General features: G+C 40.3%; 15 protein-coding genes. 8 read left to right on the plus strand and 7 right to left on the minus strand.

Annotated elements, in window-relative coordinates; translation table 11 throughout:
* Positions 1–34 precede the first annotated feature (34 nt).
* On the minus strand, positions 35–712 hold the full coding sequence (locus tag PR725_RS14640; protein ID WP_004906617.1) for a hydrolase: 678 nt from the start codon (positions 710–712) through the stop codon (positions 35–37).
* A gap of 266 nt (positions 713–978) precedes the next feature.
* Here PR725_RS14640 and PR725_RS14645 point away from each other — a divergent pair, with 266 nt between their 5' ends.
* Entirely contained in the window at positions 979–1,854 is an 876-nt protein-coding gene (locus PR725_RS14645) for a pirin family protein (RefSeq protein ID WP_123382678.1), read from the plus strand.
* 44 nt (positions 1,855–1,898) lie between these two features.
* On the opposite strand, the gene PR725_RS14650 is transcribed toward PR725_RS14645, so the two are convergent.
* Complete coding sequence (locus PR725_RS14650) at positions 1,899–2,804, minus strand: LysR substrate-binding domain-containing protein (RefSeq protein ID WP_123382679.1); 906 nt, start codon at positions 2,802–2,804, stop codon at positions 1,899–1,901.
* Positions 2,805–2,990: 186 nt separating this feature from the next.
* On the opposite strand from PR725_RS14650, the gene PR725_RS14655 reads away from it, so the two are divergent.
* Both PR725_RS14655 and PR725_RS14660 read left to right on the plus strand, forming a co-directional pair.
* On the plus strand, positions 2,991–4,676 hold the full coding sequence (locus PR725_RS14655) for an ABC transporter ATP-binding protein (RefSeq protein WP_272569532.1): 1,686 nt from the start codon (positions 2,991–2,993) through the stop codon (positions 4,674–4,676).
* Positions 4,669–6,303 (plus strand): ATP-binding cassette domain-containing protein, encoded by a 1,635-nt coding sequence (locus PR725_RS14660; RefSeq protein ID WP_272569533.1) that lies wholly within the window; start codon positions 4,669–4,671, stop codon positions 6,301–6,303. The genes PR725_RS14655 and PR725_RS14660 overlap by 8 nt, the downstream gene beginning before the upstream one ends.
* 91 nt (positions 6,304–6,394) lie before the next feature.
* On the opposite strand, the gene yiiM is transcribed toward PR725_RS14660, so the two are convergent.
* The 4 genes from yiiM to sodA form a co-directional block, all read right to left on the minus strand.
* Positions 6,395–7,072: a 6-hydroxyaminopurine reductase gene (yiiM, locus tag PR725_RS14665; RefSeq protein WP_123382682.1), complete on the minus strand. Its 678-nt coding sequence runs from the start codon at positions 7,070–7,072 to the stop codon at positions 6,395–6,397.
* A gap of 55 nt (positions 7,073–7,127) precedes the next feature.
* Positions 7,128–8,546: a J domain-containing protein gene (locus PR725_RS14670; protein ID WP_109913246.1), complete on the minus strand. Its 1,419-nt coding sequence runs from the start codon at positions 8,544–8,546 to the stop codon at positions 7,128–7,130.
* Entirely contained in the window at positions 8,546–10,252 is a 1,707-nt protein-coding gene (locus tag PR725_RS14675) for an Hsp70 family protein (protein ID WP_227024236.1), read from the minus strand. The genes PR725_RS14670 and PR725_RS14675 overlap by 1 nt, the downstream gene beginning before the upstream one ends.
* 193 nt (positions 10,253–10,445) lie before the next feature.
* Positions 10,446–11,072, minus strand: coding sequence for a superoxide dismutase [Mn] (gene sodA / locus PR725_RS14680; RefSeq protein ID WP_004906628.1), 627 nt, complete (start codon positions 11,070–11,072; stop codon positions 10,446–10,448).
* A gap of 417 nt (positions 11,073–11,489) precedes the next feature.
* On the opposite strand from sodA, the gene acs reads away from it, so the two are divergent.
* From acs to PR725_RS21880, 5 genes are all read left to right on the plus strand, one after another.
* Entirely contained in the window at positions 11,490–13,445 is a 1,956-nt protein-coding gene (acs, locus tag PR725_RS14685; RefSeq protein ID WP_004906630.1) for an acetate--CoA ligase, read from the plus strand.
* Between the two features lie 195 nt (positions 13,446–13,640).
* Positions 13,641–13,952, plus strand: a complete 312-nt coding sequence (locus PR725_RS14690) for a DUF485 domain-containing protein (RefSeq protein ID WP_004906633.1) — start codon at positions 13,641–13,643, stop codon at positions 13,950–13,952.
* Positions 13,949–15,598 (plus strand): cation/acetate symporter ActP, encoded by a 1,650-nt coding sequence (gene actP / locus PR725_RS14695; protein WP_042851474.1) that lies wholly within the window; start codon positions 13,949–13,951, stop codon positions 15,596–15,598. The genes PR725_RS14690 and actP overlap by 4 nt, the downstream gene beginning before the upstream one ends.
* A 120-nt stretch (positions 15,599–15,718) precedes the next feature.
* The gene (locus tag PR725_RS14700; RefSeq protein WP_162598879.1) at positions 15,719–16,102 is read left to right on the plus strand and encodes a 3-deoxy-7-phosphoheptulonate synthase; all 384 of its coding nucleotides are present in this window, start codon (positions 15,719–15,721) and stop codon (positions 16,100–16,102) included.
* Positions 16,071–16,211 carry a 3-deoxy-7-phosphoheptulonate synthase gene (locus PR725_RS21880; RefSeq protein WP_109913247.1) on the plus strand — a complete coding sequence of 47 codons (141 nt, stop codon included), beginning with the start codon at positions 16,071–16,073 and terminating at the stop codon, positions 16,209–16,211. Before PR725_RS14700 ends, PR725_RS21880 begins: the two co-directional genes overlap by 32 nt.
* A gap of 114 nt (positions 16,212–16,325) precedes the next feature.
* Here the strand turns inward: PR725_RS21880 and PR725_RS14705 are convergent, their stop codons facing one another.
* Positions 16,326–16,754: a hypothetical protein gene (locus PR725_RS14705; RefSeq protein ID WP_004906643.1), complete on the minus strand. Its 429-nt coding sequence runs from the start codon at positions 16,752–16,754 to the stop codon at positions 16,326–16,328.
* Positions 16,755–17,503 lie beyond the last annotated feature (749 nt).

Below are 17,503 nucleotides of genomic sequence, written 5' to 3' on the forward strand. Positions count from 1 at the left end.
AATTTCGTAAGTTAAATGTGAGGCCTATCGCGAATTAACGTTCAGAATCTAATTGCTCATTATTTTTCAGAACATCTTGCGCTTTGCTGTAGCTTTCAATTAATAATTGATAAGCAGGGAAAATTTGTGTGTAAGCCATTGCCCACTCCGCCGCATCTTCACGGTTCCAAGTCCCTTGTAATTCTGAAGCAACAGCCGCAGTATCCATTGGAACGACACCCGCTTGAACGACACGGGCTAAGGTGATTTCTTGCGCCATTTTGCTGTAAGTACCTGATGCATCAATGACCACAAATACTTGATAACCATCCATCACCGCACTAATCGCAGGGAAAGCCATACAAACACTGGTAATGGTTCCTGCAATAATTAATTGTTTTTTACCTGTTGCTTTTACCGCTGCCACAAACTCAGGGTTATCCCATGCATTAATTTCGCCACGGCGTGCAATATATTGTGCATGTGGCGCATTTTGATGAATTTCTGGGATCAACGGACCATTTGGGCCTTGAGGTACAGAAGCCGTTGTTATTACTGGAATTTTAGCTAGAGAAGCCATTTTAGCCAGAACAGCTGCACGAGCACGCAATTCCGTCATTGGCATGTCACCTACGGTTTGGAATAAGCCACTCTGGTGATCGATTAATAACATCACCGCATCTTCTGGGTTAATAGCAGGACGTTGACCGTTAAAATTAGCTGGGCTACTCATGATGAAACCTCTCAATCGATAAAATATGAAATCTGTTTTTGATTTAAAAATAGAACGATAGCCGCTCTGTTTTCGTGTTATTTAGATTAATTCATCGATTTAAGGCTGAGTAGTCCAGTTTTTGATAAACACTGTTCTATAAATAGAATAATTAGACTTTATTCTATTGTTCTATCACTGCAACAATGAAACCTATTTTTGCTACTACTGCCAAATGATTTGCTCCTTTATTATTCAGCCATCAAAACAATTTTAGGAGCAAAACCATGAAAAAAATTATTGGTATCTATCAATCTCCTCGCAGCCATTGGGTTGGAGACGGCTTTCCTGTCCGTTCAATGTTTAGCTATAACGATCATGGGAAATACCTCAACCCATTCCTTTTACTCGACAGAGCGGGGCCTTTTGATTTCCCAAGCTCAAATTCGGCAAACAGGGGTGTTGGCGAGCATCCACACCGTGGGTTTGAAACCGTTACAATAGTGTATGATGGCGAAGTGGCTCACCATGATTCTACGGGTGAAGGCGGTGTGATAGGCCCAGGTGATGTTCAATGGATGACTGCGGCATCGGGTATTTTACATCAAGAGTATCAGTCTAACGCCTTCATGAAACAAGGTGGCACTCTTGATATGGTACAACTGTGGGTTAATTTGCCAGCAAAAGACAAATCAGCGGCCCCCGGCTACCAGCTGTTAGAAAGCCATAGTATGCCAAAAGTCGCATTACCCAATGATGCAGGAACACTGCGAGTGATCGCGGGTGACTATTTAGGCAATAAAGGTGCAGCAAAAACCTTTAGTCCATTAGATGTATGGGATTTGCAGCTTAACAAAGGTAAAACGGTCGGTATCCCAACCAAAGCGGGACGCTATGTCGGTTTAGTCATGTTACGTGGTTCAATATTTGTTGATGGTCGTTCCGCTTTAAACGAAGGGGAGCTGATGATCCTCGACGATACAGATAGCAATATTCTGTTAGAAGCCACAGAAGATGCCTTAGTACTGTTGCTCAGTGGTGATCCTATTAACGAGCCGGTTGTTGGTTACGGCCCATTTGTGATGAATACTGTGCAAGAAATCAATGAAGCAGTGAATGATTTCAACAGTGGGAAATTTGGCCGCATTCCTGAAACACAGTAAATGAGAAATATTTCCCTGATAGCCTAATGCGCTATCGGGGAAATTTATTTCACTGACGGCGAAATATTATCTGCTAAATGATTTAATAATAATTGGATTGATGGCAACAACCCTTTGCGTGATGGATATACCGCATGAATAATATCTTCAGGAAACTGCCATTTCGGCAATACCTCTATCAAATCCCCTGATTCAATGTCTTTTTCTACCACACCATAAGGCAACCTTGCGATCCCAACACCTTTGCGTGCCGCATGGTATAACGTTAAAATATCTGTTGTCGCTAACTTCGGGGTGAAATGCTGCGTAAAGCTAAGATCGTGACTATTTTTTAGGGTCAACGTGTAATTTTGTGAGTGCTCTGTATTCGCTAACATCGGGTAATCCACCAGCTTTTCGGGCTCTGTGAGTTCACCGTGCTCTGCGAATAACTGCGGGCTAGCCACTAAGATACGCCGTGAATATCCTAGTACTTTCATCATTAAGCCTGAATCATCTAATGGCAATGAACGCACTCGAATAGCTAAATCCAACCCTTCACTAATCACATCCACAGGGCGGTTAACTGCTAAAATTTGAACATCGATATCAGGGTACTTTATCATAAAATCTACAAGTAATTCATTTAGATAGACTTGTAACAGTGCGACTGGACACGATAACTTGATCGTTCCTTTAGGGTGTGACTGAACGGAACAAATCAATTCATGAGCAACTTCAGCTTCATCCACCACATTTTTACACTGCAGATAAAAGACTTGCCCCACTTCCGTGACATGAAACTGGCGAGTAGAACGGTAAATCAATGAAACATTAAGGTTTTTCTCTAAGTCTGCAATACGTCGACTCAATTTAGATTTAGGGATCCCTAGAGCCAAACCCGCTTGTGAAAAACCACCATATTCGACAACTTTCACAAAATAGTAGAGATCATTTAAATCATATTGCATCTCACCCCCCTCAATATTCCTAATCGCAATATCGCCATCTTACTAAAAACCCCAAAAAAGCGCTTTAAAAATAAATACCGCCAATAAGGCCTGCAAACAAAACAAATAGTCTGGCAAGCAAAACAACTAATTCACGATAACAAAGCGAAATAAATTAAAGTGACCGATTCGCTATGGAGGTTTCGCATGTACCGCGCACTTTGGGAATTACTTCGTCCCTATCGCTTCACACTATTATTTGCACTTATTTTACAAGCCATCGCAGGCCTCTGTTCACTCATTCCATTGATAGCAATTAGCCAAGTTGCCAACACTTCCGTTCATCAATATTATGAATGGGTTATTATTGCATCCATCGGTGGTGTCAGCTGGTTAATTTGCCAAACTTTTGCTCTGTATTTAACGCATCAAACTGATAACCATCTCTGCCATCAACTCAGGCTACAACTTCTGGATAAAGTAGAAAAACTCCCTCTAAACCACTTTGCCCAACATGGTCGAGATGGCTTTTTGCAAATAGCTGACCGTGATGTCCGTTCGCTACATCAATTAACCGCTCATGCCCCCGCAGATATCACAAAATTAATTATCGTCCCAATAACAGCAACTCTCATTTTATTATGGCAAAATGCACTACTCACCATTTTTTGCTTAATGCCATTAATCACCTCGGTTTTTTTATTTAAACAAATGCGTTCTATACGTTATCAGGCGCTATATACCTCACGTAACCGGACAATGAGTGCCCTGTATGAACAATATGCTGAACTTGCAGATAACCCGCTACAGGCAAGGCAATATCCCAATCAATCCATTCAAAAAAAAACATCACAAGCGTTATACCAATTTGAAATCGCCTTTAAGCGATGGATAAGTAAAATAGGCGCCTTGAGCTCACTGACCCAAGTCGGTATCAGCAGCACATTGCTGTCATTATGGGTTATTTTTGGGGTTTCATTACTCTCTGAGCCCGTACCTCTCGCTCAAATCATTTTATTCATTCTATTAATTAGCAGTATTGCCGCCCCCGTTGCTGCAATGGGGCATGGTGCCGACGCCTTGAACCTTGCTGTTAGCGCATCAGAACGTATTCGCCAACTTCTAGCTGAACCGGGTATGCATTACGGAGAAAAGGCAATTACCCCATCCCAAGGTGAGCTCAAACTTGTCCAAGTTGATGTTAAAATAGGTAATAACCCAATATTATCGAATATTAATATCACCGTAGCCCCCAACGAATTTATTGCTATTGTCGGAACGTCTGGAGCGGGAAAAAGCACCTTAATACAACTTATGGCGCGCTTTTTAGACCCAACAGAGGGAAATGTCCTCTTTAACTCGGTTCCATTACCACTGCTATCATTAACTAGTTTGAACCGTACGGTTTCCATCGTCATGCAAAGCACCCCGCCTCTGCCTTGTTCTGTGCGTGAAAATCTACAGCTATTTGCCCCTAACTCCACTGAAGATGATATGTACCGTTACCTTGGTGAGCTCAATTTATTATCACTGGTAAAACAACAACCTAAAGGGCTGGATGCCGTAATAAAGCAAGATATAGTGTTGTCCGGTGGAGAGGCTCAACGCCTCGCGATTGCACGAGCATTGCTATCACCAGCGCCTTTATTGCTGCTTGATGAACCGACATCCGCACTTGACCCTCGAAATGCACAGCGGGTACTTAATTTATTGCATAGCGAGCCGCGAACTTGTGTATTCGTTACCCATGACTTAAACGGCTTGAATCTAGCAGACCGCATATTATTGTTAGACAACGGAAAATTAATCGCACAAGGCTCTCATCAACAACTTTCAATACATTCAGAACCCTATCAGCAACTTTTACGTGCATTGGAGGAGAACTGTGCTTAAACGCTTATTATACACCGTACGTAATGCTATATTTTGGATGACGCTAAGCGCTGTTTTAGAGGGAATTAGCGGGTTATTTTTATTTGTTGTTATTTTAGATTGGCACCTTGATACCACTATCCCATTAATACTATTCACTCTTTCTAGCTTAATAACACTCACCATAACATTTATAGCCACCCAGAAAGGCTATTTTGCAGGGGGATTGGTGATGCGCTATCTTGCTACGGCACTTATTCGCCATCTGCCGCTTTCATTGCAACCCATTTCAAACAGCAACCAATTAATTTCAGGACCTGTATCACAGGTTATGTCTGTACCCGCACATTTACTCCATCCTATTATTAGCGGGTTAGTCACGCCCTGTACTATCGTGATTGGAGTGTTAGCCTATCAACGTACATTTAGCGTTATTTTACTGTTTATACTCCTTTTGTTATTAGTCTCTTTACGCTTATCAGCCAGAAAAATTGCCTTTTTTGAACGAGCAGCTCATGAATCAGAACAACAAGCAATGAGTGCACTCAACCAATATGCGCTCCACCAGCCATTGATTCGTCGCTCAAATACCCATTATGAGCAGCTGCATCCCAAACTTGCCTTAGCATCCCAGTATCAAACTCAGAGACAGCTACAACGAAGAAGCTTGCCATTTCACTTATTATTTTCATTAATGGTGCAAACCGCCTTTATTACGCTCTTTGGGTTCGGTATTTATTTAGTTGATCATGCAAAGATGCCATTAAATATGTGGCTAGCAGGGTTAGTTTTATTAGCGCGCTTAATTGAACCTATGTGGTTACTTTCTCATTTAGATCAATCAATTAGACAAATGAAAAAATCAATTCAACGAATCGAAATAGCCTTGCAGGCTCCGGTATTAACATTTCCTTATCGTTCATCAACACCCACTATCGATAGCGTTAGCTGTGAACAGTTATCATTTTACAGTGACAATAAAAAATGCATTTTACAAAACATAGGTCTTAGCTTTAAGGAACATACACTTACCGCCATTGTAGGGCCATCAGGAGCAGGCAAAAGTACATTATTAAGCTTACTCGCTCGCTTACAAGACCCAACATATGGCAGTGTGAACTACGGTAATAAAAATATTAAAAACCTATCACAAGAGGTGTTGTGTGCTCACCGGGGAGTCTTACTACAAGATAGCCGTTTATTTTGCGGTAGCGTACGCCAAAATTTGGTACTTGATGATGATAATATTGATGACCGGGCAATCAGTGCATTACTGACACAACTTAATTTCACTGCCAATCATACGTTCTTAGAAAAAGAGGTTGGTTCTGGCGGTATGTTACTTTCTGGAGGACAAAGACAACGGCTGTGTATTGCAAGATTGATTCTACAGCATCCTAATATAATTTTAATGGATGAACCAACAGCAAGCCTTGATAACATCAATACAGCCTCCGTGATTGACCTTATTACTCAAGCCAAACAACAGACACGTATCGTCGTCACCCACCAGCCTAACCTTGCCCGCCAAGCGGATGAAATTGTGTATATGGAGAAAGGAAAAATTATCGCTCAGGGAACACATATCGAATTAATGGCGAATATCCCGTGGTACCAACAGTTTATACAACAAACACCTAAGATATAGGCATTCTCAGTATCGCACGTTATATTGCTAGCAAACGCTTATGGCTAAAGACTCTCTTTGTTATAAGCGCACAATAGCTTTTCGCTAGCGATTAACGTTTACCAAACAACCGGTGCTTAAACTCTTCGATGCGGTAGTTATCTAAACGGTTCTGCATGGTTAAGCTCCAACTTGCGGATAACCCTGCTGCACTTAACAAGCGCTGGTATAGCTCCTCATCATAAGGGGCATGAAATGCTATCATAATGGCTTCTTGTACTGAAATATCACTATTGCGGCTCAATAGCGTTAATGGCGTATTTTCACTAACATTGCCTGTTTTAATGACGCGGTACAACCAACCACAGCGCCCATTGTCTTGCATCATTTGTGCAAAATTTTCAATTCCCGTTAACCCATTGAGCTTATAACAAGGGGAACGAGGTTGAGTGACCTGAATACGCGCATCACCCCATGCAAAAATATCCCCAATAAATACGTTTTCTTCAGTCATACCCAACGTTGATATATTTTCCCCAAATGCAGAGGCAACAAATAAATCGGCTAAATCAGGATATGCATTGACCCAGAAATCATAATGTTCCCTAGGATAATGGCAAAGTGCTCTATCTGGCCCACCATGGAAGCGCTTTTCAGCTTGTTCATCGCCATCAAGCCCCAATTGCCCTAACATCAATAACCCGTCGGCAGCTTGCTTGTGAATAGCGCTGTGCCCACAAGACTGGGTTGCTTGGACTTTACCGATAAAGACTTGGGGAGATACTTTCATGCGAGATCACACCTTAATACTCACGTAGGATGAAATAACGGTTGCTGTGTTCAAGTTACCATAACCCATGGTTAATAACCTCACTAATTTTTAGCAGGGCTCCTATCAATGCCAGCTCTAAAACAATATATATCAATAGCCCCCAAGTGAGTGTAATCCACCAAGAATTAAACCACTTTAAAAATATCCATGGAAATCCAAGAATACGCGATACGGTGATCCCTGGTAACCTCAATTTTGGTATCCCTTTTGTCTTTGGTACTATTTGCCAGATGATCACTAACAAGAACATACCGCTAAACATGATAGTTCCCACCTGATTATCACCACCTTTAATTGTCATATTCACTACGTCAGCAATGACAGACATAATGAATACATATATCCCTATTAGCACCATTATCGAAAATAGGAAATCCACCAATAAAAATATAGCGCCAGAAGTGTCTTTATTTTTATTTAAAAAGAAAAATAATAACGCATCACTAAGATATAAATAGAAAATAAAAATCATCGCAACCGCGATAATAACGCGATTATCGATATCCGGAGACGGCGCCGCAATACAAAATATACTTCCCCAAAACATAAGAAGAAATAAATGAGAAAGAGAAAAACATGCTCTAGGTTGACTGAAAAAAGCAGCCACTGCAGGATTAACTCGATCTGCAAGCTCTGGATAATTTTGCATCAACTGCTGATATTGCTTCATCAATAAATCCAGTAACCCAGGTACTAACCGCATCCACCCAGTCACTTCTGCCTGCTTTCCAATTAAAAACTGCATTGTAAACGCTGAAATCGAGTACTTATGTGATGCTTCAATTTCGCAATCTCGCCATGCACGTTCAACAGCAGTTTTACGTAATTGATTTTGAATACCTTCTTGAATAAACATTGGAACCACACTATCTGAATTATAGTCATTTAACTGCCAATTCAATAATTCAGAGACGCAATCTACGGTCGATTCCATTAAGCCCTGTTGTTGTGATAATGCTTTGGCAAAATCCTTATGAAACTGAGGAAAAATGTGTAAATTGCCTTTTTCCATCACATGAGCCCAAAGAGAAGACAGTGCGGCCTTCCCTTTGCTTTCATTCTCCACAATCAGGCTCGCGACAGTATCAATTTCATTTTGAGTATAAACAGCTTCAGCCACAGCGATAGCTGGTAAAGGTTCATCCACTACAAATGTGTTTGATAGCCAATCAGAAAAATAAATGTCTTGATAACCAGTGTGTTCATTTAATAATACGGCTTCACCATAACTTTCGTCTTCAGAGGCAACTTCAGGTTGAGCACTCTCTTGATAAGAGGATAGGTTTTTTGCATTTTCAAATGCTTCTCTTAGCTGCTGATACTCTTTTGGATGAGTATCGGGCCGATATTTTTTGAGTTGCTTTGCATAAGCCCTACGGATTTCTTTTTCATCATGAGTGAACGGAATTCCCAATATTTGCCACATATCCATTAATGCAAATCCCTTTCATATCGTTTCAAAAATTGAACAACTTGCTGGCGAAATGTTGCGATCAAACGTAAATCTTGGCTATTTAACGCGGCCTCAAACTCAGTTGTTATCTTATCGACCCACAACCTGTCATCACCGAGCAAGAATTCATATAATTGAGAGCAACGGGCTAACAATTCTCTATTTTCAGGCATATCCCTTGGGTGTTGCTTTAGCCCTGCAATTTTTGCCAGACTGGCTGAAATTTGATCCTCACTCATTTGGCCCGGTACCTTTTCAATCAATAACCGATAAACCTTAGGGCTACCTTTGTAGTGGCACTCAACTTCGAGTAAACCATCAACCGTGTAAGTAAACCTAACTTCAATCGTCACTTCCCCGGCTGGCCGTGGAGGAATATCTATTTTTAATTCCCCAAGGAAAACATTATCTTTGACTAGGCGAGCTTCACCTTGATATACCTTGAGTAAAATATGCTCTTGGTTATCTACAATTGTACTTAACTCCTGCATTTTGCTGATAGGCAAGAAATTATTGCGTTCGATAATAGGAAGATAGTAACCAAATTCGAAACGCTCACCATGCTGTTTCGTGATATCAACCCCCAATGAAAATGGCATGACATCGGTTAAAACGATATCATCCAAAGCGCAATCTGCCATTACCATACCGGCTTGAACACCAGCCCCTAAAGCAACTGCCTCATCAGGATTTAAATCATGCCGTGGAAATCGCCCGAAAAGACGAGCGACGGTTTGTCTAACGAGAGGCATACGTGTCGCCCCTCCCACTAGCAATATATCGTCAAGGTCATTAAGCGAAAAACGGGAGTCATGCAACGCCTGTAAAATAGGTTGTTGAAGGCGAGCTAATAAAGGCTGACAACAAGTAGCTAGCTCCTGTTCTGTCATTTTCCATTCAAAATCTGACTCATTCCAATGCATAGAAACATGGCATTCTGGTGCTTGGCTCAAGGCTAATTTGAGATGTTCCGCCAATTTCAATAATTCAGGTCGTATCAGAAATTGATCTTTGTGTAATTCGGGGTACTTTTTCAACATCCACTGATAAATCACTTCACGAAAATCATCACCGCCTAAGCGTACATCACCACTACTGGCACAAACTTCGATAACGCCTTCAAACATATCGATGATCGATACGTCAAACGTACCCCCTCCTAGGTCAAATGTGAGATATTTATGTTCTTTATTTTCGAGTAACCCAAAAGCAAGTGAAGCGGCTGTTGGTTCATTTAATAACCTTACAACATTCAACCCAGCAAGCTGCCCCGCTGTTTTAACTGCGCGGCGTTGAACGTCATTAAAATAAGCAGGAACTGTAATTACGGCGTCTTTGACGACATAACCTAGCCACGCTTCAACATCATCTTTAAGTTGACGTAACAACAAAGCGGAGACTTCTTCAGCACGAAATACAAGCTTACCTAGTGTTATAGTGGCATCGGTTCCCATATAACGTTTGAAACTCGCTTTAGTTATATTAGGATGACTTTGTAAACGTTCATGAGCAGCTTGCCCTACGATAATCTGGCCTGCATCATCTAAACCAACCACAGAAGGCGTTAGAACGTTTCCTTGTAGATTAGGAATTAGGACTGATTTGCCATCTAACCACAAACTTACCGCACTGTTACTTGTCCCAAGGTCAATCCCCATGACTAAGTGTGTTGCTAAACGATCCATTTTAATTTATTCCTTATTTATCAATAAACTAAATCCATATCATTATTGAAAGAAATTAATAACCAACATTTTAAATGATAATGAGTTTTATTTAATAATAAAAAGTAAAGTTTTGGAATCGATATCAAATTGTAGGCATAAAAAAAGCGCAGCATTAACGCTGCGCTTATGGCAAATAAATTATCTTATAAAATTATTTAGCTTTTGCTGCAAAACGTGCCGCTGCTTCATCCCAGTTCACAACTGACCAGAATGCTTTAATATAATCAGGGCGGCGGTTTTGGAATTTCAGGTAATAAGCGTGTTCCCATACGTCTAAACCGATAATTGGGTAACCAGATACGCCTGAAATAGCCTCACCCATTAATGGGCTGTCTTGGTTAGCAGTTGAAACGACAGCTAATTTACCGTCATCTTTCAGAACCAGCCATGCCCAGCCAGAACCGAAACGTGTTGCAGCTGCTTTTTCAAACAGTTCTTTAAATGCATCAACGCTACCGAAATCACGCTCAATCGCAGCTTTCAGTTCGCCTTTTAATTCAGTACCTAATTTCAAACCTTTCCAGAACAGACTATGGTTTGAGTGGCCACCAGCGTTGTTACGAACAAACGTACGTTGATCAGCTGGGATTTGGTCCAATTTTTGAATCAAAACATCGATATCTAAACCCGCTAATTCAGGCAGTTTTTCTAACGCTGTATTGGTGTTAGTCACATAGGTTTGATGGTGCTTAGTATGGTGGATTTCCATTGTTTGCTTGTCAAAGTGTGGTTCCAACGCATCATAAGCATAAGGTAAAGCAGGTAATGTATAACTCATATTATTGTCTCCAGTGACGTAAATACCGCTATGTTTCTCATTTTTACCACAAGGCTCATAGGGTAAACACTTGCGTAACTTCGCACCTTGTGAATAACTATCTATTATAGTTATTTTACTGTTAATGAAAATCATTATCAAACCCATAGTAAATATATGGATATTTATATTCGCTATGAGAACTCCTTTATTCAGTAACTAATACCAATAACCCCATCGTTTATTTTTCTTTAAATCTACCTTTTATTATATTTTTAGCTTTATATTTCAATTTGATATTTAGCATCAAATGATAATCCTGCAAATCTCATTACAATTAATACGTGATCTTCCGCGCAAAAGAAAAACAAATTTAAAAATCGTGCTTTAGTTAACCATTTTTTGACATAGTATTAACATCTGCAAGGAGATAATAATATGACTCAAATAACTAAACATCCCGTTCCTGCTGAAATTGCAAAAAATGCCCTGATAAACGAACAACAGTATAACGATGAGTACCAACGCTCGATTCAAGACCCTGAAGGATTTTGGGGCGAAAAAGGAAAAATCGTTGATTGGATTAAACCTTATACACGTGTCAAGAACACCTCTTTTGATCCCGGCCATATTGATATCCGCTGGTTTGAAGATGGTACATTAAATTTAAGTGCAAACTGTTTGGACCGCCATCTGGCTGAAAAAGGCGACCAAACTGCGATTATTTGGGAAGGCGATGACCCCTCATCGTCAAAAAATGTCACTTACCGCGAACTACACCATGATGTTTGTCAGTTTGCTAATGTTTTGAAACAACAAGGTATTCGTAAAGGCGATGTTGTCGCCATTTACATGCCGATGGTTGTCGAAGCTGCTGTCGCGATGCTGGCTTGTGCTCGTATTGGTGCGATACATACAGTCATTTTTGCTGGTTTCTCCCCTGAGGCGGTCTCTGGTCGCGTTATTGACTGTAAAGCAAAGCTAATCATCACCGCAGATGAAGGCTTACGAGCAGGTCGTGCAATTCCATTAAAGAAAAATGTGGATGACGCACTCGCTAACCCGCAAGTCACTACGGTTTCTAATGTGATTGTTTACCAACGTACAGGCAATGCGCCGAGCTGGGTAGAAGGGCGTGATCTCTGGTGGCATGACGTCATCAAAGGGGTCAATGCAGATTGCCCTCCAGAAGAAATTAACGCAGAAGACCCACTGTTCATCCTATATACCTCTGGTTCTACAGGTAAGCCAAAAGGCGTTCTGCATAGCACTGGCGGTTATTTAGTCTATGCTACACTGACATTCAAATACACCTTCGACTACCATCCAGGTGAAGTCTATTGGTGTACTGCAGATGTGGGCTGGGTTACAGGCCATAGCTATTTGTTATATGGACCATTATCCAATGGTGCTAAAACATTAATGTTCGAAGGGGTACCTAATTACCCAGCAGTTAACCGAATGAGCCAAGTGGTTGATAAACACCAAGTCAATATCCTTTATACCGCCCCAACTGCTATCCGTGCATTAATGGCCGAAGGCGATAAAGCCATTGAAGGTACAGATCGCAGCTCATTACGAATTCTCGGTTCAGTGGGAGAACCCATTAATCCTGAAGCTTGGGAATGGTTCTACAAAAAAATTGGTAATAGCCGCTGCCCAGTGGTTGATACATGGTGGCAAACCGAAACAGGTGGTTTCATGATCACACCACTTCCGGGAGCAACCATGTTAAAGCCAGGGTCTGCAACATTGCCATTCTTTGGTGTTCGCCCTGCATTAGTCGATAACCTTGGTGAGCCTATCGAAGGCGCCACAGAAGGTAACTTAGTGATTGTTGATTCATGGCCGGGCCAAGCCCGAACCTTATTTGGCGATCACGAACGCTTCGAGCAAACCTATTTCTCAACCTTTAAAGGCATGTACTTTAGTGGTGATGGTGCTCGTCGTGATGAAGATGGTTATTACTGGATCACAGGCCGTGTTGACGATGTACTGAATATTTCGGGCCATCGTTTAGGTACCGCAGAAATAGAATCAGCGCTCGTTGCACATCCGAAAGTGGCCGAAGCTGCAGTGGTCGGTATTCCTCATAATATTAAAGGCCAAGCAATCTATGCTTATGTCACATTAATATCTGGGGTTGAGCCATCACCAGAGCTATACACCGAAGTTCGCAACTGGGTTCGTAAGGAAATCGGCCCTATTGCCACCCCGGATGTACTTCACTGGACGGATTCACTACCTAAAACTCGTTCCGGTAAAATCATGCGTCGCATCCTACGAAAAATTGCATCAGGAGACACCAGTAATTTCGGAGATACCTCCACGCTGGCCGATCCTGGTGTTGTCGAAAAACTACTCGAAGAAAAACAGTCTATGAGTATGTCATAACGCCAAAAGGCCAACTCATAGAGGCGGCCTTACATACATCCCAACAAGATGGTTTACTCTAAATAATTCGAGGGGTAGCTAGGCGACAAGCGAACGAAGCACGAGGGGCATACACAAGTATGTAACTCGTGTGAGTGAGTGTAGTCAACAAAGCTGCAACTTGAAGTATGACGAGTATAACAGAGGAGAACTCTGATGAATGCTACTGCTTACGAAAAGGTAGAGGATAACCCTCGCTTTAAAGAACTGGTTAGAAAACGTAGTCGCTTTTCATGGTTGTTATCAATAATAACGCTCGTGCTGTATGTTGGTTTTATTTTTCTTATCGCTTTTGACCCAAGCTGGCTTGGAACACCAATATCCGAAGGTTCATACATTACAAGAGGAATTCCTGTTGGTGTAGGGCTGATCGTCATTTCATTTGTACTAACGGGGCTTTACGTTATCCGGGCTAACGGTGAATACGACCGTTTAACAGCAGAAATTTTAAAAGAGGTAGAAAAATGAAAATATTGCTCTCACTCATTCTCTTTTTTACCTCCTCAATGGCGTTTCCCGATGCATTGACAGGGGATGTTGAACGCCAGCCTGTGAATATTCAGGCGATTGTGATGTTCTTACTGTTTGTCGGCTTTACCTTATATATAACTTACTGGGCGTCAAAAAGAACGCGTTCTCGCTCTGATTACTATACTGCAGGCGGGAAAATTACAGGTTTCCAAAACGGGATGGCTATCGCGGGCGACTTTATGTCAGCGGCTTCCTTTTTAGGGATCTCCGCCCTGGTTTATACTTCTGGCTACGATGGCCTGATTTACTCGATTGGCTTCTTAATTGGCTGGCCGATCATTCTATTCTTAATTGCCGAGCGCTTACGTAATTTAGGTCGCTATACTTTCGCTGACGTCGCTTCTTATCGATTAAAACAAAGACCAATTCGCATTCTATCTGCGGTTGGTTCTCTGGTTGTTGTTGCACTGTATCTTATTGCTCAAATGGTGGGTGCGGGTAAATTAATTGAATTATTATTTGGTCTCAATTACCACGTCGCGGTTGTTATTGTGGGTATATTGATGGTGCTGTATGTCCTATTTGGTGGAATGTTAGCCACAACTTGGGTTCAAATTATTAAAGCCATCTTGTTATTAGCTGGTGCAACATTCATGGCTGTTATGGTTATGAAGCATGTTGGCTTTAACTTTAATACCTTATTTAAAGAAGCCGTAGAAGTTCATAAAAATGGTATTGCTATCATGAGTCCTGGAGGGCTGGTCTCCGACCCTATATCCGCCTTATCCCTTGGTTTAGCATTAATGTTTGGTACAGCAGGCCTCCCTCACATTATTATGCGATTCTTCACCGTTAGTGACGCGAAAGAAGCACGTAAAAGTGTGTTCTATGCCACTGGATTTATCGGTTACTTTTACATATTAACCTTTATTATTGGTTTTGGTGCCATCGTTCTTGTCAGTTCCAATCCTGCATTTAAAGATGCTGCTGGTGCATTAATTGGTGGTACCAATATGGCCGCTGTACACCTTGCTGATGCAGTTGGTGGTAATTTCTTCTTAGGCTTTATTTCTGCAGTTGCATTCGCCACCATCCTTGCAGTTGTTGCTGGTTTAACCTTAGCAGGCGCCTCCGCGGTTTCTCATGACCTATATGCGATGGCAATGAAAAATGGTAAAGCTGATGAAAAAGATGAATTACGCGTATCTAAAATTACCGTTGTTATCTTAGGTTTTGTTGCTATCGGGTTAGGCATTCTGTTTGAAAAACAAAACATTGCTTTCATGGTTGGCTTGGCATTCTCAATTGCAGCAAGCTGTAATTTTCCAATCATTTTACTCTCAATGTACTGGCGCAAACTGACTACTCGTGGAGCATTAGCTGGTGGCTGGTTTGGTTTAATTACTGCAGTTGTCTTGATGATTTTAGGGCCAACCATCTGGGTCAGCATTCTTCATCATGAGAAACCAATTTACCCTTATGAATACCCAGCAATTTTTTCTATGGCTGTTGCGTTTATTGCTGCCTGGTTATTCTCTGTAACAGATAATTCAGAACAAGGAAAAATGGAAAGAGAGCGCTTTAAAGAACAATTTATTCGTTCACAGATTGGGCTTGGTATTGAACAAGGAAAATCGCATTAACGTCGACCTCTCATAATTATATAGAATAAAAAACGGCTATTTATGCCGTTTTTTTTATTCTATATAACGTAAATATTAAATAACAATGAATAACAATTACATATCGAATATTTAAGAGAGGTGGAAAAACCTATTGGTATCAAATGCGGGCCAAATATCACATCATATACATTGCTGAAATTAATAAAGAAATTAAACCCTAGTCAAGAAAAAGGAAAAACAGTTCTCATCATTAGAATGGGAGCAGGTGTTATTAAACAAAAACTCCCGGCTCTCATAAAATCAATTCAGCCCAGTGGCAAGCCCGTCATTTGGATGATTGTCCCTATGCATGGTAATACTAAAAATGCCAAAGAAGGATATAAAACACGCTATTTTACGGGTATTACTAATGAAATGATTCAGTTCATTCATATATTAAAGGAGGCAGGAGTACATCTAGGAGGTGCCCATTTAGAAATGACAGGACTAGATGTTACTGAGTGCACAGGGAGGTATCCTTGAAATCAGCGAAGAAGATATTAGTTATAAATATCAGTCATTATATGACCCTAGACTCAACAAAATGCAATCTCTCGAAATTGCATATCTTCTAGGTAAAAATTGGAATTAGTTATTTTTATTAATCTAGCCCTCAATGTAGGGCCAGCCTTTGCAATAGATAAAAAATCCCCCAACTAAAAGTAGCCGAGGGATATGCAAACATTTATTAGATTGTTAGTGTGTGCTAATTTGCATAGTGCAGTCTTTCTCTATTAGCCCAATCTTCAACAAGTGAATAAGTACTTGATGGGTTTGCCTTTCTCTCTTCTTGAAGGCTCTTAAACTCTGCTTTATTTTTTGGCGTATAACGCATCAATAATTGGTCTAATACAATATGCTTTTCAGCAAATTCAGAATCCATTTTTAGACGCTTATACAATGTGTATGTGATGATGGCACTAACCGCCAACATGGAGATCACCGCGACAAAGCTGTAATCTATTCCAAAATAAATTCTTGCTGCATTTAATAGTAAAAATGGTACAAAAAACATCACAAGTATAGAAAGAATAATTGCACCATCTTGCCCATTGTTAAATTCAAATTCATTCTGCTTATTTACAGAAAGAATTTGATCAAAAATCTTATGATTAGCGCTTTTTGCCTTTTTCATGTGATCCACCTTTGGCACATAAACAATATTTACATGAAATACAGTTAGTTAATGATTACAGCTTATGCTATTAACGACACCTTGGACTGTGTTCTTTCCATTGAAAATTCTATTTATAAACAAATTTTATATCTAATGTAATATCTTAAGTTGATTTACTCATTATAAGCACAATGAAATAAAACATCAATTTAACAATTTTTATATATAAAAATAACCATTCGAATAAATTTTAGACGTAAATTTAAAATGGTGATGAACTGCTGTTATATCAGAAAAAATGGCTTATAACATTTTATCTATTGATATTATTAATATTTAAATGATAAACACATACTTTTTGTACATACTAATTAACACCATAAAAACCATAAAATAGAAAAAATCCAAATAAGTAAAGTAGAGTAAATCGATGAACTAACCTTACTAATTCATTATTTATTTTAATAGATTAGAATTTATCTATCGGTAGGGTATATAAATGAATTCATTTCATACCTATTTAAGAAATGATGGTTCAAGCTTACCTTCACTGCTCCACTTTATTTTTTAAGTGGACTGTCACTTATTTCCCAGGCAATTCCATTCATCGAGGTGATAGGTAAACCACCAACCCGCTATATCCATTGGATTTTACTAAAACTCTGCTACCCACCAAACAACTTGTGAGCTGTTACTTACTACTCTGAGTCTCTCATTAGCATTCAACCTCTAATTTCATTAAAATTTCGCTACATACCAAACAAACC

This window comes from Providencia sp. PROV255 (genome assembly GCF_028478065.1).
Taxonomy (GTDB): domain Bacteria; phylum Pseudomonadota; class Gammaproteobacteria; order Enterobacterales; family Enterobacteriaceae; genus Providencia; species Providencia rettgeri.

Bases quoted from the DNA above. Each gene is read 5' to 3' on its own strand.
- PR725_RS14705 (WP_004906643.1), bottom strand. From the start codon at position 16,754: ATGAAAAAGGCAAAAAGCGCTAATCATAAGATTTTTGATCAAATTCTT.
- PR725_RS14670 (WP_109913246.1), bottom strand. From the start codon at position 8,546: ATGGATATGTGGCAAATATTGGGAATTCCGTTCACTCATGATGAAAAA.
- actP (WP_042851474.1), top strand. From the start codon at position 13,949: ATGAAAATATTGCTCTCACTCATTCTCTTTTTTACCTCCTCAATGGCG.
- PR725_RS14650 (WP_123382679.1), bottom strand. From the start codon at position 2,804: ATGCAATATGATTTAAATGATCTCTACTATTTTGTGAAAGTTGTCGAA.
- PR725_RS14640 (WP_004906617.1), bottom strand. From the start codon at position 712: ATGAGTAGCCCAGCTAATTTTAACGGTCAACGTCCTGCTATTAACCCA.
- acs (WP_004906630.1), top strand. From the start codon at position 11,490: ATGACTCAAATAACTAAACATCCCGTTCCTGCTGAAATTGCAAAAAAT.
- PR725_RS21880 (WP_109913247.1), top strand. From the start codon at position 16,071: ATGTTACTGAGTGCACAGGGAGGTATCCTTGAAATCAGCGAAGAAGAT.
- sodA (WP_004906628.1), bottom strand. From the start codon at position 11,072: ATGAGTTATACATTACCTGCTTTACCTTATGCTTATGATGCGTTGGAA.
- PR725_RS14645 (WP_123382678.1), top strand. From the start codon at position 979: ATGAAAAAAATTATTGGTATCTATCAATCTCCTCGCAGCCATTGGGTT.
- PR725_RS14675 (WP_227024236.1), bottom strand. From the start codon at position 10,252: ATGGATCGTTTAGCAACACACTTAGTCATGGGGATTGACCTTGGGACA.
- PR725_RS14655 (WP_272569532.1), top strand. From the start codon at position 2,991: ATGTACCGCGCACTTTGGGAATTACTTCGTCCCTATCGCTTCACACTA.
- PR725_RS14690 (WP_004906633.1), top strand. From the start codon at position 13,641: ATGAATGCTACTGCTTACGAAAAGGTAGAGGATAACCCTCGCTTTAAA.
- yiiM (WP_123382682.1), bottom strand. From the start codon at position 7,072: ATGAAAGTATCTCCCCAAGTCTTTATCGGTAAAGTCCAAGCAACCCAG.